18 protein-coding genes and 1 other RNA gene are annotated in these 24,073 nt (G+C 63.1%); 5 read left to right on the forward strand and 14 right to left on the reverse strand.

The window, feature by feature from the left end; genetic code table 11:
• Positions 1-318: 318 nt before the first annotated feature.
• Positions 319-728, reverse strand: an RNA gene (rnpB, locus tag VNH11_26105) — RNase P RNA component class A.
• Positions 729-865: 137 nt separating this feature from the next.
• Between rnpB and VNH11_26110 the strand changes: the two genes are divergently transcribed.
• Positions 866-1,039, forward strand: a complete 174-nt coding sequence (locus VNH11_26110) for a hypothetical protein (GenBank protein HVA49868.1) — start codon at positions 866-868, stop codon at positions 1,037-1,039.
• Between the two features lie 547 nt (positions 1,040-1,586).
• On the opposite strand, the gene VNH11_26115 is transcribed toward VNH11_26110, so the two are convergent.
• The 7 genes from VNH11_26115 to VNH11_26145 form a co-directional block, all read right to left on the reverse strand.
• Positions 1,587-4,589 (reverse strand): glycosyltransferase, encoded by a 3,003-nt coding sequence (locus tag VNH11_26115; protein HVA49869.1) that lies wholly within the window; start codon positions 4,587-4,589, stop codon positions 1,587-1,589.
• Between the two features lie 184 nt (positions 4,590-4,773).
• The gene (locus tag VNH11_26120) at positions 4,774-6,117 is read right to left on the reverse strand and encodes a PQQ-binding-like beta-propeller repeat protein (protein HVA49870.1); all 1,344 of its coding nucleotides are present in this window, start codon (positions 6,115-6,117) and stop codon (positions 4,774-4,776) included.
• A 377-nt stretch (positions 6,118-6,494) separates the two neighbouring features.
• On the reverse strand, positions 6,495-8,069 hold the full coding sequence (locus VNH11_26125) for a C25 family cysteine peptidase (GenBank protein ID HVA49871.1): 1,575 nt from the start codon (positions 8,067-8,069) through the stop codon (positions 6,495-6,497).
• 37 nt (positions 8,070-8,106) lie between these two features.
• On the reverse strand, positions 8,107-9,531 hold the full coding sequence (locus VNH11_26130; GenBank protein ID HVA49872.1) for a hypothetical protein: 1,425 nt from the start codon (positions 9,529-9,531) through the stop codon (positions 8,107-8,109).
• A gap of 22 nt (positions 9,532-9,553) precedes the next feature.
• The gene (locus VNH11_26135) at positions 9,554-11,872 is read right to left on the reverse strand and encodes a nitric-oxide reductase large subunit (protein HVA49873.1); all 2,319 of its coding nucleotides are present in this window, start codon (positions 11,870-11,872) and stop codon (positions 9,554-9,556) included.
• A gap of 35 nt (positions 11,873-11,907) precedes the next feature.
• Positions 11,908-13,788: a DUF1858 domain-containing protein gene (locus tag VNH11_26140; protein ID HVA49874.1), complete on the reverse strand. Its 1,881-nt coding sequence runs from the start codon at positions 13,786-13,788 to the stop codon at positions 11,908-11,910.
• A 295-nt stretch (positions 13,789-14,083) separates the two neighbouring features.
• Entirely contained in the window at positions 14,084-14,350 is a 267-nt protein-coding gene (locus VNH11_26145; GenBank protein ID HVA49875.1) for a hypothetical protein, read from the reverse strand.
• A 601-nt stretch (positions 14,351-14,951) separates the two neighbouring features.
• On the opposite strand from VNH11_26145, the gene VNH11_26150 reads away from it, so the two are divergent.
• Positions 14,952-16,856, forward strand: a complete 1,905-nt coding sequence (locus tag VNH11_26150; protein ID HVA49876.1) for a chloride channel protein — start codon at positions 14,952-14,954, stop codon at positions 16,854-16,856.
• 101 nt (positions 16,857-16,957) lie between these two features.
• On the opposite strand, the gene VNH11_26155 is transcribed toward VNH11_26150, so the two are convergent.
• From VNH11_26155 to VNH11_26180, 6 genes are all read right to left on the reverse strand, one after another.
• Positions 16,958-17,725 (reverse strand): succinate dehydrogenase/fumarate reductase iron-sulfur subunit, encoded by a 768-nt coding sequence (locus tag VNH11_26155; GenBank protein HVA49877.1) that lies wholly within the window; start codon positions 17,723-17,725, stop codon positions 16,958-16,960.
• Complete coding sequence (locus VNH11_26160) at positions 17,725-19,641, reverse strand: fumarate reductase/succinate dehydrogenase flavoprotein subunit (GenBank protein ID HVA49878.1); 1,917 nt, start codon at positions 19,639-19,641, stop codon at positions 17,725-17,727. The genes VNH11_26155 and VNH11_26160 overlap by 1 nt, the downstream gene beginning before the upstream one ends.
• A 12-nt stretch (positions 19,642-19,653) precedes the next feature.
• Positions 19,654-20,358 carry a succinate dehydrogenase cytochrome b subunit gene (locus tag VNH11_26165; GenBank protein HVA49879.1) on the reverse strand — a complete coding sequence of 235 codons (705 nt, stop codon included), beginning with the start codon at positions 20,356-20,358 and terminating at the stop codon, positions 19,654-19,656.
• Positions 20,359-20,598 (reverse strand): hypothetical protein, encoded by a 240-nt coding sequence (locus VNH11_26170; protein ID HVA49880.1) that lies wholly within the window; start codon positions 20,596-20,598, stop codon positions 20,359-20,361.
• A 126-nt stretch (positions 20,599-20,724) separates the two neighbouring features.
• On the reverse strand, positions 20,725-21,087 hold the full coding sequence (locus tag VNH11_26175; protein ID HVA49881.1) for a DUF488 family protein: 363 nt from the start codon (positions 21,085-21,087) through the stop codon (positions 20,725-20,727).
• A gap of 4 nt (positions 21,088-21,091) precedes the next feature.
• On the reverse strand, positions 21,092-21,418 hold the full coding sequence (locus VNH11_26180) for a cupin domain-containing protein (protein ID HVA49882.1): 327 nt from the start codon (positions 21,416-21,418) through the stop codon (positions 21,092-21,094).
• 722 nt (positions 21,419-22,140) lie between these two features.
• On the opposite strand from VNH11_26180, the gene VNH11_26185 reads away from it, so the two are divergent.
• The 3 genes from VNH11_26185 to VNH11_26195 all read left to right on the forward strand — a co-directional run bounded on the left by VNH11_26185 (position 22,141) and on the right by VNH11_26195 (position 23,799).
• Positions 22,141-22,881, forward strand: coding sequence for a hemerythrin domain-containing protein (locus VNH11_26185; GenBank protein HVA49883.1), 741 nt, complete (start codon positions 22,141-22,143; stop codon positions 22,879-22,881).
• A gap of 205 nt (positions 22,882-23,086) precedes the next feature.
• Positions 23,087-23,425 carry a hypothetical protein gene (locus VNH11_26190; GenBank protein ID HVA49884.1) on the forward strand — a complete coding sequence of 113 codons (339 nt, stop codon included), beginning with the start codon at positions 23,087-23,089 and terminating at the stop codon, positions 23,423-23,425.
• The gene (locus VNH11_26195) at positions 23,383-23,799 is read left to right on the forward strand and encodes a hypothetical protein (GenBank protein ID HVA49885.1); all 417 of its coding nucleotides are present in this window, start codon (positions 23,383-23,385) and stop codon (positions 23,797-23,799) included. The genes VNH11_26190 and VNH11_26195 overlap by 43 nt, the downstream gene beginning before the upstream one ends.
• Positions 23,800-24,073 lie beyond the last annotated feature (274 nt).

A 24,073-nucleotide genomic window follows, 5' to 3' on the forward strand; every position in this document is an offset into this window, starting at 1 on the left:
CAGGCTACCATGAGGGTTGGCCCGAATTGCGGGACGGAACGCGTGGAGGAATTAGTCGCCCATCGAGTGCCGGGGAGTTGTTCTCTGAAATGACCGATCTTCCGAACCAACGTAAACGGGGGCGGCGGCAACTGGCCGCCTTTGCCGTGCCGCAGAAGTGCCGGAGGCCTTCTTCGAACACCTTTCCGTCGGGCGCCTTTACCCGACATGCCGCTGTTTCTCGATCCTGGCCATTACGTCGACACGCCGTTGGAAATGACCTACGCCGCGGCGTTCGCCGGCATGCCGCAATTCTGGCGCGACGTGCTCGAAAAAAACGCTTAGAGCGGACCTGTAAGCCGGGTTCTGTCTCCCCGTGCGGCAAGAACCGCGCGGGGCGATGGCCATTTCTCTAGGAGGCCGATTGCTCGGCCCCTCCAGCAACCTACCCGGAAGTCGATGGCGGGCCGGAACCAGCCCGCACGCCGGCGGCTTGCACCGCCGGCGTTGCTTCCTGTTTGGTCTTGCTCCGGGTGGGGTTTGCCTAGCCAGGCTGGTCGCCCAGCCTGCTGGTGAGCTCTTACCTCGCCGTTTCACCCTTGCCGCGCGGAAATCTCCACGAGGCGGTTTGCTTTCTGTTGCACTTTCCCTGGCCTTGCGGCCGGTGGGCGTTACCCACCGCCCTGTCCTGCGGAGCCCGGACTTTCCTCCCGCCGAGAATCTCGGCCGGCGGCCATCCGGTCCGCTCTAAGCAGCACTGCATTCTACGGCACACGGGCAAAAGAGAAATGCAGGCGCGCCAGGCGGGCCGGACGGATTCATGGGCAGACGCAATGCCTGCCGATCATGTTCCAGGAGGCGCGCTCTTCTTCTGAACCGCTCACTCATGATTGCCGCCGACTCGACCGACCCGCTCGCCGAGCTTGAACGTCGCCAAGATGAAGCCTTGCAGCAGCTTGACGATCTTGATCGCCGCGTAGAACAGGCCCTGCGCGAGTTTATCGCGCTGGCCAAAACGACGGCCGAGCGGTTCGGCCGCCCGCAAAAAACCGCCGCCTAGTGCTCTGTCATGGGTCGATTAGGCCGTCCCCTCGTGCTTTGGGGGCCTTGAAATCCAAGCGCCCTGGGGGCTCCGGCCGGTGCCGCGACAGATAATTTTGTTCAGTATTGCGGCGAACGAGCGATCTGCTAGGATTCCGGTAGCGATGTGATTTGTATTGGCGGATCGCGCCGGACTCTCCGGCGCGGTTGCCCGGCTAGACAGATCCTCACAGCACGGGGAAAATGGCGTAACCGGGGCTCCGGTGTGCCCAATACGGACTAGCCGACCGAGTTGCATCGCGGTCACGACGAGTGTCTTGAGACGACTCCTTTCGGACCTTCAACAACAGGGAGGCATAAATGCAAGATCCACCTGGTTTGTTGGCATGAGGAAACGGGCGAGCCCGCTGGTTTCCTCACGCGATATCTTCACTATTCCGGACACTCCTCCCCGCCGAGCCCGGCGAGAGGGGTTTTTTTTGCGCCGCGACGAGAAGGCGTTAGGCTTTGGGCGTTAGTAAGACCTATGGCATCGTGCTGGAAGTTATTCAGTCCTCGCCCGTGAATCACGCCGCCCGACGGCCGGAGGGCGCGACGCGTGGCAGCGTTTGGCCCGGCTCCGTCGACCAGATGTTCTGGTGCTGCTCGTGCCGGTTGTCGCGAAAGACATCGTAGGCCGGCTCGATGCGTCCTTCCGTCAGAAGGCGGTGCTCGCGGGTGACCTGCGCATCGAGCCGCGCCACGCGGCCGAGCGTGGCGGCCACCGCTTGCGGCACGATGTGCGGCAAACGATCGAGATCGCGATAGGCGTCCAGCAGAATGCCGATGCTCTCGCACAAGCGGCCGCTAGGCATGCCGGGATATGCTTCGTCGAGATACCGGGCCACGTGCCAGGCGTATTCGATGTCGCTGCTGACGTGCCGGCAATACGACTTGCGGTGCTGCAGGGCCGCGAACAGCAAATTCTCGGCCTCGCTGAAATCGGCGTTCTCCAGCGCGTAGCGAACGCCCGCGGCGGTTCGGTGCAGGTTCCAGGCCCGCAAGTCTTCGATCTCTGCTTGAGGGCTGCACGTCGTTTGGCCCGCCGGATAGTTCCAAAACACACCCAGCGTCTGGCCGATGGCCTTCGATTTGATGAACGGCAGCACACGATTCTTGAACTCGGTGTCGCCGGCCGCGCCGAAGCTGGCATCGTAGTAACCGAGCCGGTCGTGAATCGTGCGGCGGTACATTGCGCCCACATACGACAGGTAACAGGTTTCCAGGTAGACCAGCCGCTGTGCATAACCGCTGCGATCGTAGGTCATGAGGTCGCTCACCCAGTGGCCGCGCTCGTTGACGCGCATCACCAGGCTGTTGGACTGCACCCAATCGACCTGGCGGTTGGCGTCGAGCTCGTCGGCGAGCACTTGCAGGGCGTTGGGCAGCATCGCTTCGTCGACGCCCAAGAAGCTGAGATACTGCCCGTGCGACAGGCCGATGCCGCGGTTCCAGGCCGCTTGAATCGTCTCGCGGTGTCTCGACCGCGCGTAAACGGCCGGCGTGCCCGTGCGGTCGGCCCACTGGCGGAAGACGCGATATTCGTCTTCGGGCGAGCCACTGTCGATGAGCACGACTTCCGCCTGACGTGTCCGCAGCAGCGTTTGCAGCGACAGCGTGTCAAGGAACAGCGGCAAGTTCGCGGCCGCTTTGTAGAGCGAGACGATGACCGTAGCCCGATAGGTGCGCGGCCCGCGCCGGTCGTCGATCAATTCATATTCCGCGCCGGCCGGGCGACGATGATCGCGGGCCGCGCGATCGAGCAGTTCGCGGCAGCGGTGTTGGCCGTCGGGCTGGCCGTCGTACATGGCGGCGGCCACTTCCGCTTCGCGGTGAAAGCCGTGTTCGCCAAGCGTTTGCATGACCGTGGGCAGATCGCCGTGCTGGTCTGTGCCGGTAAGCCGCATCGCGCGCAGGCGGTAGGTGGCGGCCACCAGGCCGTTGCCGCGCAGCGACTCGATGCGCGCCAACTCGCGCCACAGCCGCGCCCGGTCGATTCGCAAATCGACGACAAGCTGGCCGCACTGCCGCCACTTCTCTGAAAGCTCGGCAGTCGTGCGCTCCGGCATCCAAGCGACGGCATGATAGCGGGCCGCGACGGCCCTGCCCCGCATCTCCAGCTCGCGCGCGGGCGGCGCGCGTCGTTGCGTCAGTCGCTTGCCCACGGCAGGCTTGCAAGCGGCGGCCAAACGGCGGGGATGAAGGCTGCGAACACCCGCGCGGAACTGCTGGCTGGTGTGCTTGCGTACCAGCCGGCGGACCGATTCCTTCAGGCCGGTTATGCCCGTTGGCGTGCGGCCGGCGTGCTCGATCATCCGCTGATACCAGCCGGACGCCTCGCGCCGCACGTCTTGGCTAAACGACGGCGGGCTGCCGTAAATCTCGGCCAGCGACGGACCGCGCGCCGAGGGCGACGCAACCGCCAGAGACTCCACGAGGCGCCCGCGGTAACGATCGTAATCGGCCAACACGCTTTCCAGCTGCGGCAGGCTTGCCAGCGGCCGGTCCATGTCGAGCTTGATATACGGGACGCCGGGGAAGTATTCGTCGAGAAAGCGGCACACGCCTGCGCCGTTGCCGATGGCCGTGGGGCAGCCGGAGAACAGCGACTCGACGGCCACGAGGTTGAAGGTGTCGTAACGCGAGGGGAGCACCGTGATGCTGCGGGCGGCAAACCGCTGACGCAACTCGTCGGGCGTCGCCGCGGGACACAGCTCGATCGCCTTGTCGCCCGGCCGACGGCGCAAATAGTCGTTCAGATGCTGCTCGGAGCTGGTGCCAAAAAGGTCGTTGCTCGGCGGCCCGATGATCCGCGCGCGGGCGTAGAGCGCCGGCGGCAGCCACCAGCACAGTTCCGCAAACACATCGGGCCCTTTGCGCTTTTCCGTGCGGCCCACGAAGTTCAGATCGGGCGGGTCGGCTGATTCGGCGGAACGTACTGGCAGGTAGGGACCGAGAAACCGCAACGGGCAAAGATAGTGCGAGGCGAGCGCGAATCGTGCTCGCCACTCGTCGAGATAATCGGCACTCAAGCCATAGCGGATGTCGGCCGCCTGGTACTGCATCTCTTCTTGCCGGACGGCTTCCTGCGGCAATGCGCCGTCGCTGCCCCAGTTCATGCTGATCGTCGTCGAAATCACGCCGTGCATCGAAAGCGCGACGCGCTTCACATCGGCGCCGTGGTGTGCCAAGGCGGCGGGCAGGAAATAACCAAGCTGCTTGTAGTCGGGCAAATCGACGACGTCGAACGACCGGCCGCGCACCGAATAGGCGATGTTGCTCGCGAGCAGGAAGGCGGGCAGGCACCAGCGAGGCGGCACGAGGTCGCAGTAATCGGTCCATTGCCGCTCGACGTAATGCGGCTCGCAGCGGATGGCCCGCGCATTCGCAGGGCGTGGCGAATCGACGGCCTCATTGACGATCGGATAAGAGAATTCGATTTGGGGATTTTTTTCGATGACGGCGCGATAGAACGTCTGCCCGCCGCCGACGGTGCGGAAAAGATCGAAATCCGCAATCAGAACGTGCATCTCGCCTCCGTGAAAAGCCCCTGCGCAGCAACGACATTCCGTGTCGCTCTGCTAGCTTCGACATCGGCGGCGGCCGGCGTACAATCGCGGTGCCCGCCGTGGCACGCCCGGAAAAAGACAAATTCACGGCATGACGCGCACCAGCCGACCTCGGCGACGATCGCAGGGAGTTGCGCCCAGTCATTTATGGTTTGATCCGTGCGCCTGCAGTGACCGTGGTGAACCGCACGCGGTCCGCATCGGCACGCGCCGGCGCGGCATCTTTGACGTCGAACGCCCAAAGCATGTCTCGGTCGCGAATGTAAAGCCGGCCGTTCGCGACAACGGGGTATGCCCAGGCCTTGCCCATCGACTTGGGAGTCTGGGGTTGGTTGGGCGGCGTGAACCGCCCCTTCTCGCGATACGATTCGGGAGAGGCTTCGACCAACGCGACCTCACCGTTCTCGCCGTGAAGATAGAGACGGCCGTCGGCATAACAGAGCGACGCCGCACCCAGGGCGCGCTCTTGCCACTTTATTTTGCCCGTGGCGAACTCGATGCAGACCATCGCCTGAGCGGTCGTGCCGTACAGATAATCTCCAAGCTTGACCACGCCGCCGATGGCGGTGGGCAGCTTCGGCGCAAAGTACAACTCTTCGGGCTCGAAGGCGTCGTCGCTCGTTTTCGTCAGTTTCACGGTCCCGCCGCCGGTGCCCGCCGATGCGACGTAGACCTCGCCGCCGGCCACAACCGGGGTGGGAATGTTGGCATTGAAGGGACTGATCGGCTTGGCGTATCGCCAAAGGAGCTTGCCATTCCGGGCGTCGACGCCGACGAGGCCTTTTTGCAAGAGTTGCACGTATTGCCTCACTCCGCCGGCTTCGAGCACGACGGCCGATGAATAGGCTGCCTCGTCGGCCTCTGACAACGCCGCCTTCCAGATCACCTTGCCGGTCGTTTTGTCGAGAGCCACCATCGTCGCCTCGCTTCCGCCCGGCGTGCAGATCAGCCGTTCGCCGTCGATCAAGGGAGACTCCGCGTAGGCCCAGTTGCCCGGCTTGCCGGAGAACTCGTCGCGGATGTTCATCTGCCAGCGGACCTTGCCCGTCGCGGCTTCCAGGCAGGCCAGGTCGCCGTCGGAGCCAAGTGCGAAGAGCCACGCACCCTCGACGGTCGGCGTCGATCTCGCCGCGGGATAACTTGGTTTTTGGTCCGGCTTGCCGACTTTGCCCAGACGGGTCGCCCAGACGACTTTGCCGTCGTTGGCGTCGAGCGCTTTGACCGACTCGTCGTCGAGTCCCATGTTGGCGATCACATAGATTCGCCCGTGGCTGACGGAAGGCGTCGAATAGCCGTCGCCCAGGTCGTCGATTTGCCAGAGGAGCTTCGGGCCGTCTTGGGGCCACTCCTTGACGAGACCCCTCTCTTGCGAAACGCCGTCTCGATTTGGCCCTCGCCACTGCGGCCAATCGTCGGCACGGACCGCCACGCCACTGAGCGTCAGCAACGCCGCGGCCACAAGTCGCTTTGCTAAGATCGTGTTCGTCATGGTTTCTCGATGCTTCGCTGGCTGGACCGTTCAAACAACGCCCGCAACTCCACATGAGAGCTTATTGCAACGCGGGCGGCAATGGTGCGGTTGATCGCTCTGCCGCGATATCGGCGCGATGCACCGGGCGGGCTCGCTATACTTCACGCGGCCAAGAATGAGACCTTTTGCCGCGAGGGAGAGGGTGGCTGGGGCAGAGCTTGGCCAGATAGCGGCTGGTGCCGTTCAAGAGCGTGGCGGCCAAGCGATGCCCCGGTGCGTCGAACCGGGGCACCGCCTGGCCGCCGAGATGAACTAAGTGTCAGCCTCAACTTGGCCAGGCTCTGCCCCAGCCACCGCCAACGTCTCATTCCCGGCCGCGCGAAGTATAAAAGCGGCTACTCGATGTGAATGTCCGCGGCGCCCACGGCAAAGCCGCCGCGGCCCTGCACGAAGACGCGCACGTGACAATCGCCGCCGGCTTGTTCGGGCAGGTCGAGCCGGGCCCGGAACTTGCCGTTGGCCACCGTCGTGCGCACCGACACCAGACGATTGTCGTTGGCCGCCGCGTAGGTCCGCCGATATTCGTCGTCCGATTGCGGCGAGGCCGTGTAACTCTCTCGCAGCAACGGCCGGAAGGTCAGCCGGTCGCGGCGGACCGTCAACTCCACCGTCGCCGGGCCGTCGATCGCGCACGTACCCGAAATGGAAATCGCTTCGCCGGGCCGCGCCGACCGCGGCGCGACGACCTGCAGCTCGCCGGGGTGCGTCAGTTTCAGCAGCGGATCGCCCAGCAGATTGAAAAGCTGGATGTGTTCCAGCCGTTCGTCGGCCAGATCGCTGCCGGCCGGGCTGAGCAGCGAGGCCAGCGCATCGAGCCGCTTGCTGCGCTCGTCGGTGCGGGGCGCCAACGCCATGTTCCGCTTGGCGTGCAGCAGTAGCTCCCCCAGGGTCGGCCGCCGGGAAACGAAGCATTCCTTGAGCAGCTCGATGCCGAGCACGCTCATGGCATAAGGCATGGTGACGCGCGAGCCGCCGATGACCGCCACGGGACCGCGCTCTCGGCGGAGCAGCTCCTCGGCCAGGCAGTCGCCACGCGCGTCGTAAGCGGCCGTGTAGCAGGCCAAAAACAAGGCGATCGCCGCGCCGCGGCCGGCCTGCAAACGGTCGAGGTCATCGGATTCCAGGATCGGATGCTCGCCGCCGGGCACCTGCACGCGGTCGAGCTCGCGGGGCTGGCCGTGACCCATGTAGACCCAAAACAGGCAGCCTTCGTCGAGCCGGCGAAGGGCCGTTTCGCCGAACAGGGAAGGCGGCGGACAGTAGGGACTGCGCCAGCTTGCGTGCGTGAACGTGGTGCGGTAGGCGGCGGGAATGCCGTCGGTAATGAACGACTTGGCGGCGGTCTCGATCGCCGTATCGAGCAGAGTTCCGAAGCCGCCCAGACCGGCCACCAGATTGATCTGCCGCCGCCACTGGTCGCCGGCCTGCGAGGCATCGGCCGCGATCTGGCCCTCGTAAGACAGAATCTTTCGCACCATGGCCGTGATCTGGCTCGGCGAACGGGCGCTCAACCGGCCGATGGCCACCTCGGGAACGTCGTCGTCGTCGAGATCGGCGTACCAATTGTCGGTCGCGATATCGGGTTCCGATCCCCAATGCACGTTGACTTTGGCGGGCACGTAATGCGTCGGGACGGAAAAAAACCTCGCATTCGACGGGGCCTTCGTCGGCAGATCGGCCTCGCCCACCAGCATGATGAACCGCAATTGCCCGTCTTTGGCGGCCTGGCGGATTTCTTGTCGAATCTGCTCGGCGCTGGCGACGCCATCGACCAAGGCGATGCGATGCCCTTGTGCTTTGCGGTAGTCGGTCCAGGGCCGAATCGCCGCACGCAGCACGGGCGGACAGACCACCACCGTGTCGACTTGCGCAGGGGCCAAAAGCGAAAGGAGCAACCACGAGAAAGGCATGCTGAACTTTACCGCTGTAGCGGTTCGCCGGGCAAGCTCAATAATCCACCCTACGATCGGCGAACCCCGGCAAGGTGTCCGTCAGGATTTGCTGGATCGCCTCGCGGTCGGCGGGCGTGAGACGCTCGAAGTCCGGATTGTGGTCTTGACCTGAGAGAATCGCGCTTAACCGCTCGAAAAGGTACTCTCGGGCCACGTCCGGCAAGGCGGCGAAGGCGTCAGAGTAGATTTCATAGCTGCACGGGTAGCGAAACAGCCGCCGGCTGAGATCGAACTCGCGCAGCGACCGGCCGTGCCGATCGCGCGGGCCACGCTGGACGAACTCTTCAGCAAACCGCGAGGTCCCCTCGATCTCGCCCGTCAACGGGGCCTCGTCGATAAACAGCAGGTATCGGAGCAGCTTGTCGGCCGGGCTCTTGTAGCGGCTTTGGGTGCTTTCCGAAAGCGAACCAGCGGGGCGGCCGAGCGCCTTGTTGATGGCCTGTTCGTAGTGCAGGGCCATGCGGGCATGATAGTTGGTGGCCGTGATGAGATTGTGCATCTTCACCTGGTGCTCCAGCACCATCAGGGCCACGATGTCGCTGTGTGGCGTCAGATACGGCGAGGCGTCGACCAGCCCCGACAGATCGGTGATGTTCGCTCCGGCCGCGGTTTCAAGCAGCTCCGGCCGCTGCCGATTCGTGACGATGACGTTGCCCATGTGCGTTTGCTGGCCGTGCCTGCCGGTGACGAACCAGCCGCCCCAACGCTCCTTGAGCGGGCTTTCATGGCTGGTGCTGAAGGTGCCGGCGTTGAAGACGGGCATGCCGATGGCATCGGGGAAAACCGACCGCACGAGGTGGCCCGGCACGTCCTGCGTCTTCGACGAAGCATGGCATTGCAGGCAGTCGTGCGTCTGTCGCTGGAACGCCGGCTTTTCCACCGCTTGCTGACGGAGCGTGTAAAACACCGCGCCCTGCCGCGGATCGGTCGTCGAGACTTCGACCACTTCACCCTGCTGGCAAAAGCCGACGTAGGTGTCGTCGTTGAAATAGACCGCCCGCGGCGTGCGCCGCGAAATCTTGCTCCGCTGGAAGCTCGTTTTGGAAAAGACCAACACCTGCGACGACTGCGAAATACCCAACTCGCGCAATACGTCGGCCAGATAGCCGTGCTCATCGTCGTACTTCAAGGTCGCCTCACCCCGATCGAGCTTTGCCTGCAAGCGCGAGACCGGATCGTCGACGGGCGCCGTGAGGTAATGGATCGGCTCCGACTCGAAAGGCAGCTCGGCGCGGGCAGGGTCGCCGTGCAATGCCAGACAAATCGCTAACAGGATGTAGGGTGGAAAAAGCGAGCTTGCGAGCGCCGGCCCACCGTAATCGACGTCGCAATCGGTGGGCCGGCGCTCGCAAGCTCGCTGGTCCCACCCTACGCCGGTCGTTTGGCGAAATTCATCGGAGCTGCGGCGATTGCGATTCATTCTGTTTCTCCAAGACGGCATCTTACATCGTGGGCCGAGGCTGCGCGGGCACATGGCCGGCGGCAGAGGACGGCGAGACACGCTCACCGGCGGTCCCGCCCACCACCGACCAGCCCGTCTTCAGCCCCAACACGAACCATCCAAGCCCCACGATGCCGACGGCGAAAATCGTATCGCCGATGACGCGCAGCCAGCGCAGGCGGTCCATCAGGTCGGTCTGCAAAAACTCAGCGCTGCGGGCGTACCACATGCCGTGTGTCACGCTGGCCCAGGCCTGCATCATGCCCACTGGCAGCAGACTGATGAGCACCATCAACGCCAGCCCGACGTTGATCGACCAAAAGCAAAAGCCCAACAGCCGCGTCTTCCAGACGTTCTGCGTCGCCAGCCCTTTCAGACAGAAGAGCATCAAGCCGATGCCGAGCATGCCGTACACGCCAAACAAGGCCGTATGGCCGTGGACCGGCGTGGTGTTCAGCCCTTGCATGTAATAGAGGGCGATCGGTGGGTTGATGAGAAAGCCGAACAGGCCCGCGCCAACCAGGTTCCAGAAAGCCACCGCGACGAAGAAGTAGATCGGCCATTTGTAGCCGGCCACCCAGGGGCGGGCACGAGTGAGCGTCAGGTTCTCATAGCCCTCGAAGCCGATCAACACCAGCGGCACGACTTCCATGGCGCTGAACGTCGCGCCCAAGGCGAGAATGGCCGTCGGCGTGCCGGTGAAATAGAGGTGATGGAACGTGCCGATGATGCCTCCGGACAAAAAGATCGTCGTCGAGAAGAGCACCGCCGCGGTGGCGGTCGCCGCTCGCAGCAGTCCCATGCGCGTGAAGAGAAAGGCGATCACCACCGTCGCGAAGACTTCGAAAAAGCCTTCCACCCAGAGATGCACGACCCACCAACGCCAATACTCGGCGATGGCCAGGTTCGTTTGGCGTCCCCACATCAGGCCCGCGCCATAAAAGCCGGCGATGGCCAGCGAAGAGATCAGAAACAGTCCCAGCAGGTGCCGGCCTTCGCCCGGTTGTTTGAAGGCCGGCCACATGGCGCGGGCCATCAGCCCCAGCCAGATGAACAAGCCCGCAAACAAGAAAAGCTGCCAGAAGCGACCCAGATCGACGTATTCATAACCTTGGTGCCCGAACCAGAAGTTCATCTCCAGGCCCAGCCGCTGTTGCACCGCCATCCATTGCCCGGCCATCGAGCCAAGCACGATCACCAGCAGGCAGGCGAAGAGCACGTTGACGCCCAGCCGCTGGAACTTTGGCTCATAGCCCGAAACGGCCGGGGCCATGAACAGTCCCGTGGCGAGCCAGGCCGTGGCGATCCAGAAGATGCCGAGCTGCGTGTGCCAAGTGCGCGTCACGGCGTAAGGCAAGTACTTGGCCAAGGGGATGCCGTAGAAGCCCGACCCTTCGACGCCGTAGTGGGCCGTCACCGCCCCCAGCCCGACTTGCAGCACCATCAAGGCGGCGCAGACCCAAAAGTATTTGAGCGTGGCCCGCATCGAGGGCGTCGGCGAAAGAGCCAGCAAGGGGTCGGTCTCGGGGAGCCCGTTCGAGTCGTCGGTGTGCCGGCGATTCTGCACCGCGAAATACCAGGCCAATGCGCCGATGCCGGCCAGCAAAAACACGAAGCTCAGCACCGACCAGACGACGATCGCGGCGGTCGGTGCGTTGCCGACCAGCGGCTCCGCCGGCCAGTTTTGCGTATAAGTGACGTCGCTGCCGGGGCGGTCGGTCACGCAGGCCCACGACGCCCAGAAAAAGAAGGCATTGAGCAGCTTCTGTCGCTCGGGCGTCTTGATCGCGTTGGCGGGAATCGCGTAGGCGTCGCGTAACGCTGCCTGTTCCGGGGCGTCGCCAAACAGTCCGGTGTAATGCCTGCCGACGGCCTCGATCGCTTCTGCTCGCAACGGGGACACCACGAGGTCGCCCGACTGGGCGTCGTAGCGGTTGGTGCGCAGCTCTTTCTGCAGACGCGCCCGCAGCGCCGCTTGAGTTTCGGCGTCGAGGAGCTCGTAGCTGGTTTGATGTTCGTCTTGGGCCCAGCGGTCGAGAATCCAGGTCGCCTCGCGGTGCAGAAAGTCGGCCGACCAGTCGGGGGCGACGTAGGCGCCATGTCCCCAGATGGAGCCGACTTGTTGCCCGCCCAGCGACTGCCAGACATTTTGGCCGTCTTTGATTTCTTGGCCGGTGAAGAGCACGTTGCCCTCCGTCGTCACAACGCGTGCTGGCACGGGCGGGGCCTGACGGTAGATTTCGCCCCCGAAATAGCCCAACACAGCGAACGAGCCGGCCATAACCAGGCCGAGGCCCAGCCACAGTTTGCGATAGTGCATGGTTTGCTCCGGCAATGGAAATAAAGGAATCGGTCTTACTCTGCCTTGGCCGCGCCATCCGCGCATTCGTGGCAGCAAGAATCGTGTGTCGGGTGGCCGGTTTGGTCTGCGCCCTGCCGCGAGAGCCCGCCAAGTTGGCGGTTCAACGCCTCGACGAATTGCCGACAATCGACGTCCATCCGCCGGCACGCCTGCTCGATGGTCACGACCCGTGCGATCGAGTGGCGGAGGCGCGGATTGGAAAGCATCTTGAAGCCCTGCGCCACGAACGTGTCGATCAAACCCGGATGGCGATCGAGCACCGCCGCCACCGTGGCTCCTGGCCCGATCGCACCGTCCGCGACGGCGGGGCTGGCGCTCTCATGTTCATTGAATTTGTTTTTTGTGCGTCCCGACATGACCCGCCACAAATGGATGCCCCAGATGGCCAGCCCGCTCACTTCCAACAATCCGCTGACGCCGGCAAAGGCAAAGGCCCGCGGTGAAAAGTCGGTGAGCGTTTGCCCGACCACTCGCAACGCGCAGCCCGTGTTGATGAGCACGAACGGCAGCCACAAGCGCGAAAGGCCCGATGATGCGATGCCGTTGAGCGTCGGCACGACCTTGGCGGCCACGCCGACGATCATCAGGCTGATAAAGCCGACCGTGATGGCGTGGCGCGTGGCCCCGTAGTAAGCGTGCGAGAAACCCAGCCGCGCGGCGGCGCTGTCGGCGGCGAAGGTGGCCAGCAGACCGTGCTGATAGGCGGGCAACAGCGCCAGCATCGTCAACGACACGAAGAGCCAGACGTAAGCCGCACGCAGGAACTTCAAGCTGCGGTCGGCCTCGTCGGAGTGCGAAAAAACATGCCAGCTTTTCACCAGCAAGGCCGAGGTGCCCAACAGCAGCAGCACCGAGCCATACCAGAGGGCTGCCCAGGCATGGCCGGCGGTCTTCATCAAGAGCAAGCCGGCGATTTCGCCGGCAATGGCGGCGTTGATCAGCGCCAGGCCAATCAAGCTCAGCCGCTCGTTGGCCTTCGGCAGTCCGTAAAAGTGGTGAAAGATCCGCTGGCTGACGCCAAAGATCATCAACATGGCGAAGCCGTGAATCTGCACGTCGCGCAGCGGCGCTTGCCACGTCGAGACGAGCGAGACCAGTCGTTCTCCGCGGGCCGCGGCCGTGACGCTGAGATAAACGCTCTCATAGGGCGCCTGAACGACAAACCAAACGAGCGCCGAGACAATGTAGTAATCGTAAAACACAAGCGGCTTGCCGCTGCGCCGCCAGGTGGCCAGGATGATGCCGACGAACGCTACGATCGCCGTGACTTCGAGACACGAAGCGCCGACGGCGCTATACCAGGCCAGCGGATGATCCGCGGCCAATACCTGACCAAGCGAGCGGCCGACCAGTCCCAACAGCATCATCCACAAGGTTGCCAGCGCCAGCCGCGGATGCGCCAGCGAGGCATGCTTGAATCGCGGGAAAGCCTGGTAGGCGAATCCCATGACGAACAGCCCGACCCAGCCGAAAATCTGCGCGTGCCCGTGGGCATTGACCTCTTGCACGCCGGCCGCGGTGAAAGAACCGCCGATCGCGATCCGCGCCAGCAGGTACGCGCCCCAGGCCGCTCCCAGCGACAGCACCACCGCGATGCCGGCCTTGAAGAACGGGCGATAGATGTCGTCGCCCGGCTGCGATCGTTGCACGACGGGCAGCTCGATCGACCGCCGTGGTTCATGGCGAATTTCATCGAGCAGTCGGGCGATGGGCACCTCGTGGGCACGGGCAAAGAAACCGAGCGTCTCCACCGGTCCCTCGTTGCCGCCGCAACCGCGCAGCCCGTACCGGTCGAGCACGCTCCGTGCTTGCGGAAGCCGGGTGAGCAACTCGGGGATCAGTGTGGAACTGTCTGGCCAGGAAGCTGTGGTCATGGCGGGCATTAGTTGAAGATATATGGATATGTATATCCTTTATATCCCTTCGTGTAAAGCGGATTTGTCTTCGCCGAAACTTCCCTGCTATGCAGGTAGTGGAAAAGGCAATAAGCAACCCGCGTGCCGCGAACAAAAACGCCGGTGCGTCTTAGCGCCGTGCAGCCGGCTCGCACGGTTCACTGAACGAAACTCTCTGCGGGTGTGCGGTCACGACCATTGCATCGTGCGATTTGGCACATGTCCACGCGAACCATCGAATGTCGTGCGGAAAAATAATCGGTGGTCCATGCTTTTAAGTTCTCTCCGCGACACGGACGGTTTCGCCGATCGGATCGCCCCGTTCAAGTCGGCACAAGGCACTGCGGACCGACGGGAACTCAAAAAAGAGGCGAATCTCGCGGTCGGCGGCGCGGGCTTGAGCCACAGCCCCAGTCTCCCATCGTAGAACCGATTCTTCCGACACACCGAGTTGCGCTGCAAATGCCTTCTCGTCGAGGCCAAGCTGGATTCGGCCGGCGCGAATCTGCTCGGGCTGCAAGAGGCCGATTGATGACAGCATGCGCGACTCCGGAAAACCGTCAACCGTGCGGTCCATCTGCTCGACCGTTTGCTCCCCACCAACCGACTGAACACCTCACGGCGGTCCCGCTGGGCCATGTCTGTCAGGTACTCCGCCAAGGTTGGCAGGTCCACCGAGTCGAGCTGCCCTTGCCGGATCAGATCGGCGGTTGTCTCCAGCCAGGATGTCTCGTCCAATTCGTATAAGCCGGCGGTCGCCGGCACGGTTGGCTGCACCATTCGGATCGGTCCTACTCGTCGGCCACGCGGAACGCGCGACGCCATTTCATGATGATACCAGCCCTCGCCTTGCATCGCAAAGTGTTCGGCAAGTTGGCAAAACGCATTCCGCGTACGACTCGGTGACTTGATCTGATGTCGAGATTCAAGCAACGGCCGCTTGGCAGCCGATCATACCTATTGCAGCGCCGTTGGCGCGCCTTCGCTGCTGCCAGCGGTGTCTACGATACTCCGCCCGCAATCTCGCCAGGTTGCGGGTTTTTTTATGCGCCTGGCTGGCCGCGTTTTCCTCATTGACAGCTTCCTGATTGCCACTCTACAAGGGATAAGTATCCCCTGCTTCCTCAAAACGGTTGTTATGCATGAGTAATGTCGAAACGGCGCGATCGGCGACCACCGACGGGCTGACCGTCTCGCCTGCCCTCGACATGGTTCTCGAGGCGGCCCAAGTACCGGCGCAATACGCTATAGTCGATCACCGGGTGATCGCAATCTGCACGATTGCCCTGGGGCTGGGGGTGGCGGCCGGGTTCATTTCCCAACTTTTGATCGGTCTCATCAACTTCATCACCAACTTCGCTTTCTTTGGCCGCTTCAGTATCGAGACCGCGTCCCCGGCGGCGAACACGCTCGGGCTGTGGGTCATTCCGGTGCCCGTCATCGGAGCGCTGTTCGTCGGTTTCATGGCACGCTATGGTTCCAAGGCCATTCGGGGCCACGGCATTCCGGAAGCGATGGAGCAGGTGCTGGTCAATCAAAGCCGCATTCCGGCGCGGCTGACGTTTCTTAAACCAGTCTCGGCCGCGATCTCAATTGGCACCGGCGGACCCTTCGGGGCCGAGGGACCGATTATCGCCACGGGGGGCGCGCTCGGCTCGCTGCTTGGCCAGTTAGTGCAAACCACGCCCGGCGAGCGGAAAACACTCTTGTCGGCCGGCGCCGCGGCCGGCATGGCGGCCACGTTCGGAAGCCCCGTGTCGGCGGTCTTGTTGGCCATCGAGCTTTTGTTGTTCGAATTCCGTCCGCGTTCGATCATACCCGTCGCGTTGGCCAGTTCGGCGGCGGCGGGCATTCGCATGCTTTTCGAAGGGGTGCGGCCGGTCTTTGCCCTGGCCAATCTCGAACATCCCAGTCCGGCGGCGTTGGCAGTTTACATCCTGCTCGGAGCCGTGATGGGCTTGGCGGCGGTTCTCGTGACACGGGCAGTGTATGGCGTGGAAGACGCCTTCGAGCGTCTGCCGGTCCACTGGATGTGGTGGCCGGCCTTCGGAGCGGTTGCCGTGGGCGTCATTGGTTATTTCGCGCCGCGAACTTTGGGCGTTGGTTACGAGAATATCAGCGACATTATTTCCGATCGATTGCCGCTCAAGGCTGTCCTATTTCTCTGCGGGATGAAGTTCGTCTCCTGGGCCATCTCCTTGGGAAGCGGGACGTCGGGCGGGACGTTGGCGCCGATTTTCACGATCGGCGGCGGGCTTGGGACTGCGCTCGGCGCGGCCGCCGTGTGGATTGTGCCCGAAGCGGGTGTCGACGTGCGCATCGCGGCGTTGGTCGGCATGGCGGCCTTGTTCGCCGGGGCATCGCGGGCGCTGCTGGCCTCCGCCGTGTTTGCGTTTGAAACAACCCTACAACCGCTGGGTCTGCTGCCATTGCTGGCAGGATGCGCGGCATCGTACCTCGTTTCCTGCCTGCTGATGCGGAATTCGATCATGACCGAGAAGATTGCCCGCCGCGGCATTTCTTCGCCCACTGAATATGTGGCCGATCCGCTCGAACAGGTGATGGTGCAACAGGTTTGTTCGGCGAACGTTGTATCACTTAACGCCGACGACACGCTTTCCGCCATTCGCCTGTGGCTGGCATCGGGCGGCGAAGGGGCGACGCACCAAGGGTTCCCGGTGATCGACGAGCTAGGCGTGCTGGTGGGGGTGGTGACGCGCCGCGACTTGGTCAAGCTGACCGATCCGGACGGAAAGCGGATTCGCGAGATCATTGCCCGCACGCCGAAATACGTCTACGACGATTGCACGGTGCGACAGGCCGCCGATCACATGGTCAATCACGGTATCGGGCGCTTGCCCGTCGTATCGCGGGCGGCGCCGCATAAGGTATTGGGAATGATCACGCGCAGCGATGTGCTTTCGGTTTACCGACGCCGCGTTGAAGAAGCTCGGGCGGAAGCACCGACCATCCGCTTGCGCGTGCCGAGTTTGCGCCCGCGTCGACCACGCACGGCGGTTGCCAGTGTCGGTAACGACGAAAACTAATCCCGCGATCTACTGGAGTTGTCAAAGCGACATTCCGAAGCAGCGGAGTTTTGTCCGCTTGCGAGGCGCGTGTCGAAACGGAGCCGTCTCAGGAGGAACGTTCAAACGTTTTTGATCGGCTCTCTTGTTGCCATCAGGCTGGCGTTCATGTAGTCGCGGTTCAGCCGAGCGATGAAGTCGATGCCGATCCCCTTCGGACAAACGGCCTCGCACTCGCCATGGTTGGTGCAGCTTCCTAAGTCGAGATCATACATGGCGTCGACCATCCGCAGCGCCCGCTGGCGCCGTTCGGGCTGCCCCTGCGGCAACAGCCCGAAATGCGAGATTTTGGCCGCCGTAAAGAGCATGGCCGAGGCGTTGGGGCAGGCCGCCACGCAGGCCCCGCAACCGATGCAGGCCGCCGCGTCCATCGCCCGGTCGGCGGCTGCCTTCGAAACCAAGATCGAATTCGCCTCCGGCGCGCTGCCCGTGCGGGCGGAAATGAACCCGCCCGACTCGATGATCCGATCGAGCGCGCCGCGATCGACGACCAGGTCTTGCACGATCGGCAAGGCCCGCGCGCGGAACGGCTCCACGACCAATGTTGCGCCGTCGGAAAAATGCCGCAGGAAAAGCTGGCAGACGGTGGTCAGACGCTGGGGGCCCTGAGCCACGCCATCGATCATAAAGCCGCAACTGCCGCAGATGCCCTCGCGGCAATCGTGATCGAAGGCGATCGGCCGCTCGCCCCGCGCGATCAACCGTTCGTTGAGCACGTCGAGCACTTCCAGAAAAGACATGTCGGGGCTGACGTCGTCGACCGAGTAGCCCACCAGCGAGCCGGCTTCACTTGCCGAGGCTTGTCGCCAGATTTTCAGAGTCAGCTTCATTACTTGTAGCTCCGCTGCGTTGGCTTGACGTACTCAAAGGCCAGCGGTTCTTTGTGCAAAAGCGGCGGCCGGCCGATTTCGGTAAACTCCCACGCCGACACATGGCGGTAGCGCTCGTCGTCACGCAGGGCCTCGCCTTCAGGCGTCTGGTGCTCCTGGCGAAAATGCGCGCCGCACGATTCGTCGCGGTCCAACGCGTCGTGGCACATCAATTCGGCGAACTCCAGAAAATCGGCGACTCGTCCGGCGTGTTCCAGCGCCTGGTTGAAGTCCGCGCCGGCAGCCGGCACGTTGACGTTGTTCCAGAATTCCTCCCGCAGTTCCGGGATGCGGGCCAGTGCTGTTTGCAGCCCAGCCGAATTCCGCGACATGCCGCACTGGTTCCACAGCAACTCGCCCAGCTCGCGATGGAACGAATCGGCCGAGCGCCGGCCGGAGGCCGACAAAAGTCGGGCAATTCGCTCGACCGCTTCCTGCTCCGTCTGGCGAAAAGCACGATGGTCGGGCGAAAGGCGATCGGCGGGCGAAACGCGGGCCAGGTAATCGCCGATCGTATAAGGCAGAATAAAATAGCCGTCGGCCAGCCCCTGCATCAGGGCGCTGGCGCCAAGCCGGTTCGCCCCCTGGTCGGCAAAGTTGGCCTCACCGATCACAAACAGGCCCTCCAGATTGCTCATCAGGTTGTAATCGACCCACAGCCCGCCCATGGCGTAATGAATGGCCGGGTAAACCCGCATCGGTTGCCGATAGGGGTTTTCGCCGGTGATACGCTCGTACATCTCGAACAGGTTCCCGTATCGCTGGCGGACGACGTCCTCACCGAGCCGCGCCGTGGCGGCCGCGAAGTCGAGATAGACGCCGCGCCCGCCCGGCCCCACGCCGCGTCCCTCGTCGCAAACTTCCTTGGCGTTGCGCGAGGCAACGTCGCGCGGCACGAGATTGCCGAAGCTCGGGTATTTGCGCTCGAGAAAATAATCGCGCTCGCCCTCGGCTATCTCGCTCGGTGGGCGAGCATCGCCGGCTTGCTGGGGAACCCAGATGCGGCCGTCGTTGCGCAGCGACTCGCTCATCAACGTGAGCTTGCTCTGATGCTCGCCTGAGGCGGGAATGCAGGTGGGATGGATCTGCGTGAAACAAGGGTTCGCCAGCAGTGCGCCGCGGCGATAGGCCCGCCAGACCGCGGTGACGTTGCTCGCCTTGGCGTTGGTCGAGAGATAGTAAACGTTGCCGTAACCGCCTGTGCCGAGCACCACCGCGTCGGCCGCGTGCGATGCGATGACGCCGGTAAGCAGGTTGCGCGTCACGATGCCGCGGGCACGGCCATCGACGACCACCAGGTCGAGCATTTCGTGTCGCGGGTGCATCGTCACCTGCCGCAAGGCGATCTGCCGGGCCAGCGCGGCATAGCAGCCGAGCAAAAGCTGCTGCCCGGTCTGCCCACGGGCGTAAAAGGTGCGCGACACCTGCGCGCCGCCGAACGAACGGTTCGCCAGGTAGCCGCTATACTCGCGGGCGAACGGCACGCCCAACGCGACGCACTGATCGATGATCGCCATGCTCAACTCGGCCAGGCGATAGACGTTGGCCTCGCGACTGCGGAAATCGCCGCCTTTGACCGTGTCGTAGAACAGCCGGTAGACGCTGTCGCCGTCGCCCTGGTAGTTTTTGGCGGCGTTGATGCCGCCCTGGGCGGCGATGGAATGCGCTCGCCGCGGGCTGTCGTGGAAGCAGAAACAACTCACTTCATAGCCGAGCTGGGCCAACGTCGCAGCGGCCGATCCACCAGCCAGGCCCGTGCCGACCACGATCACTTTGTATTTGCGCTTGTTCGCCGGATTGATCAGCTTCATTTCGAAGCAGTGCTTCTGCCACTTTTGCTCGATCGGGCCGGAAGGGATTTTGGGATCAAGCTGCACTGGCGGAACTCCTCACTGCACGACGCCGGCCAGCACGGCCAGCGGAATCGAAATGTACCCGGCCGCGATCGCCACCGCGACGGCCGGCGCCAACCCTCGCCGCAGCCAGCGATAATGCGGACTGCTGAGTCCCAGCGAATGGAGCATGCTCCACGTGCCGTGATAGAGGTGCAAGCCCAGCAAGACCATGGCGGCCAGGTAGACGCCCGAAATCGCCGGCACTTGAAAGGCCAGCACGACGTTGCGGTAGACGTCGGTAGGGCTGTAGCCCGGCCCCGTGGCGAGGAACGTGAACATTGCCAAATGGTAAATCACGTAGAGCAAAACGAGCGGCCCGCTGATGACCATCGTTCGAGCCGCATAGTTCGTTTCGACGTCGCGTTTCACCGCATAGCGGACGGGCCTTGCCCGGCGATTGGTGACCACGATCTGCACCGAGGCGATCACGTGAACCACCAGCGCCGCGAGCAAACCGATTCTGGCCGGCCAAAGCACTTCGGGCATGCGCCGCAGCAACGCGGCGTAGTCGTTGAGCTTCTCCGCGCCGAGAAAGATTTGCAGGTTACCGGCGAGATGCGTGATGACGAAGATGAACAGCACCATGCCCGAGACCGCCATCACCAGCTTCTTGCCCACCGTGGTGCGATAGAAAGCGGCCAGCCGATTCGGGGCGTGGCGGCGCAATGGCCGCTTTTTCACTTCAGTCGCCGGGCTCATTTACAGCATGCTGGGCGTGGGATTGTGGTCGACCGCGGTGGGGTCGTCGTCGTTGAGCGGTTGCGGCGAGTGGCTCCATCCCTGGTAGCCCGCCAGCGAACTGCCCTGTTCGAATTTGCAAACGCCGCCCTGCTCGGACAACGTAGCCCAGCGCACGTAAGCCAGCAATTGCTGTTCGCCGTCAAACGTCGCCACGAGCTTACGCGGCACGTCGCGTTTCGATCCGTAAAGATAGTGCATGTCTCGTCCTCCTCGACCGCGGGTGTCTTCCCGACACATTGCGCATTGTATCAGGACGTAATAAGCCCGCGGTGGATGGCAATCGATTAAACGGGAAACTGCGAAAGGAAGCAGTTGTGAAAGCCGTCAACGGCGGGCGCGTGGTTTGTGCCCGGCCAGGAACTGCTTGAGGGCCAGCGCGCCACTATGCTCCTCGTCGTGGGCGGCGTAGACCAGCGTGACCTTCCCCTCGCGGTCCTTCCCTCGCAACTCGTGTACGGCGTCGCGATGGGAGCGCAATTCATCCCAATAGCGGCGGCGGAACTCCTCCCAGCGGTCGGGATCGTGTCCATACCACTTCCGCAACTCGGTGCTGGGCGCCACGTCTTTGAGCCACAAGTCGATTGCTGCCCGCGATTTGCTCACACCGCGCGGCCAAAGCCGCTCGACCAGCACGCGGCAGCCGTCATCGGGCGAGGCCGGATCATAAGCTCGTTTGAGCTGGAACATGATGTCACCTCAACAGGATCGCGACCAACACCGACGCATCCTCGATGCCCCGCAGCGCGTGCGTGGCGCCGCCGGCGAGATAAAGCATCTGGCCTTGCGCCAGTTCGTGTTCGGTGCCTTCGACGTCGAAAGCCAGACGGCCTTCCAGACATTGGACCGTGATTTCTCCCTCAACCCGGTGCGGCGGCAATTGTTTGCCGGCGGGAAGGACGATGCGGATCACCTCCAGCGTGTCGGTTTTCACCAACGTCTTGGTAAGGGTATCTTTCAAGGCGGCGCCCAACGGTCGCACGTCGATAACTTCCGCGGCAGCGGCGTGATGGATGGCCATGATGCAAAATTCCTTTCAAGCTGACTTTTCCAGTATCCACGAGCAAGTCGTGGTGCGAATGCCTTGCGGAGCAAGAACGGTGCCGCGGAATGCCCGCTTTGCTGAAACGTATCACGGATTCGGCAAGCCGATGCCGGCCCATGTTCGCGGCCCTCGCGTATCGTGCGGCACCGATACCCACACGGCGCCACCACAAGCCCCACAATAATGCAATTCCTTGTCGCTCGGACCGGCCAGAACTTCGGCGTAGGCGGGAGCACGAGACAAATCGCGGTGCCCGTGCATAAGACAATCCATGCGTTCGCGCAGGCGTGTACAGCGGTGTTTCACAACGAACCTCCAAAGCTATGCGACCAATTCCCTGACAGGCGACGAGTCAGTCATCGCGTAGGCGATGCAACCGCACCTCGCGTGCCAATCGCCGGAGGCCAGGACAGCCAAGCGGTTATACTTTACGTGGCCGAGAATGAGGCCTTGGCGGTACGGCGCCGCAGCCGGCCGGGCGTGTCAAATTCGCCCACGCGCGCGTTTCGGCGCACCAGAGTCGTGACACATTCGCACATCGATTCGGTGTTAAGACCAGCAGTTGAGCACACGAAGAGGCGATGTCCACAGTGGAAAGAATGAAATCGGAGGCGCGAAGCGGCTACGGAGCCGAAGGGCCTGCCGTTTGCAAGATTGAATTGCCTGAACGAAAGACCCTTGGCAGGAGTATAAACCAGATGGCACCCCCTGATGTTCATAGCACGTTACGGGAATGGCTCGCCTTTCGGCCGGGCCTGGCCCGAGTTTTCACGAAATACGGAGTCGATCTTTGCCGCGACGCCGAAACGTCGGTGACTGCGCTGTGCCGTGAAAGAAATCTCGATCCGCTGATCGTCAAGGCCCAACTCGATCGCTCGACCAGCGCGGCGCACCACGAGCTGGGCGCCGACTGGGCCACCGCGCCGCTGGCGGAATTATGCCAGCACCTGGAGGAGGTCCATCACGCCTTCTACCGGCGCGAGCTACCGCGTCTGGCCGCATTGCTGGAAAAAGTCGCGACGGCCTACGCCGCGAGCCATCCCCATACGCAAGACCTCGCGTCGGCGTTCCGAACGTTCCGGAAGCTTCTCGAATCGCACGTCGAACGCGAGGAGCGCGAGTTGTTTCCGGCGATTCGCGAATTGATGGAATCGAGGCCGCCCGCCGGGCCGCACGGTCTGGCCGGCCTGATAAACTCGCTTGAGCAAGATCACGACGCTCTCGACGCCGAGTTCTTGCGGATTCGCGAGTTGACGCACGGCTTCGTGGCCCCACCCGGCGTCTGTCAGACGTTTCAATCGCTGCTCGACGGCCTCTGGGACCTGGAAATGAACCTGCACCAGAACGTCTATGAGGAGAACCGCTTTCTGTTCCCGCGCGCCCTGCGGCATGAGGCGGCCCTGCGAACGGCCGAACATGCGAAAACGCCGGGCGGATGAGAGCGGTCCGCCATGCGAGGCCAATCTGCACCTCAACGTCCACGAAAAGGACGAGATCTTCTTTCCGAAGGCGATGTCGCAATAAAAGGATATTGACATCCAGTTATCCTTTGCTACCCTGAATGACATTGTCGATATACATATCCACTTTTGGCGGCGAACGGCCGAGAAACCGACAAGCAATCCGATCGAAGGTGGTGGCGTCATGCTGGTGAGATTGCTGACCGTCGTTTGCGTTGGGGGAATTCTTAGCGGCGTGTTCTGCGTCGCTTTGGCCCTGTGTGAGGACGCGACGGGCGATGCCAGTGGCACGCCCAGCGGCGACCCAACGCCCGCGCCGGCCGCGGACGATCATCGCGTGTCCGTCGCCGTGGCGCGGGAGCGTGCGGAATTGATGCACCGCATTTACGCGGCGACCTTGGACGTCATGCACGATCGCTCTATTTCCACAATAATCGTGCCGTGGTGCCGGCGCGGGCAATGGAAGACGTGTTCGCCGAGATGGAACGACAATCGAGGGTGGAAGCGAGGTGGATTTCGGTGAACACGCGTGCGATGAGTCTCGACCACGAGCCGCGCACGGAATTCGAGAAGGCCGCCGCCGAGAAACTTGGGTCGGGCCAAGACGAGTATGAGATCGTCGAGAACGGCTATTATCGCCGCGCCGGGGCCATCCCGCTCGGCGGCGGCTGCATCAGTTGCCACGCCGGCTTTTTCAAGACGCCCCCCAAGAGCCCGCGCTTCGCCGGCCTGATCATCAGCACTCCGCCCTCCGATGCCTGCAACACATTTCGGGCCATGCTCGACGGCCTGCGAGCACTCGAAGCCGAGACTCACCGACACGTCCACAAGGAGAATAGCATTCTGTTCCCCAGAGCGATCGAGCTCGAGCGGCGTGTCGGCTCAAACGCGAATTGACACTCCGTATGCCCTGGAACCGGAGGCCAGGTGCGTCCGCAGTGCGTCTTGGCATTCAATCGCCCGCTTTGACGCACCGCGTCAACGAAGTGAGAAGCATCACCGAAAAGTTGGTCGCCGCCATCGAGCAGCGTGGTAGTAAAAGTGTATTGACCGGTCAGCACGTGTGCCAGCTTGACCGATCGCGTTTCATCTGCCATCTTCGTGTCAGGTTCACTGGCTGGCGACGTGATTTGTTCGGCTGATTGCCAGAGCACCGTGAAATCAACGTGCG

The organism is Pirellulales bacterium, assembly GCA_035533075.1.
GTDB lineage: Bacteria > Planctomycetota > Planctomycetia > Pirellulales > JAICIG01 > DASSFG01.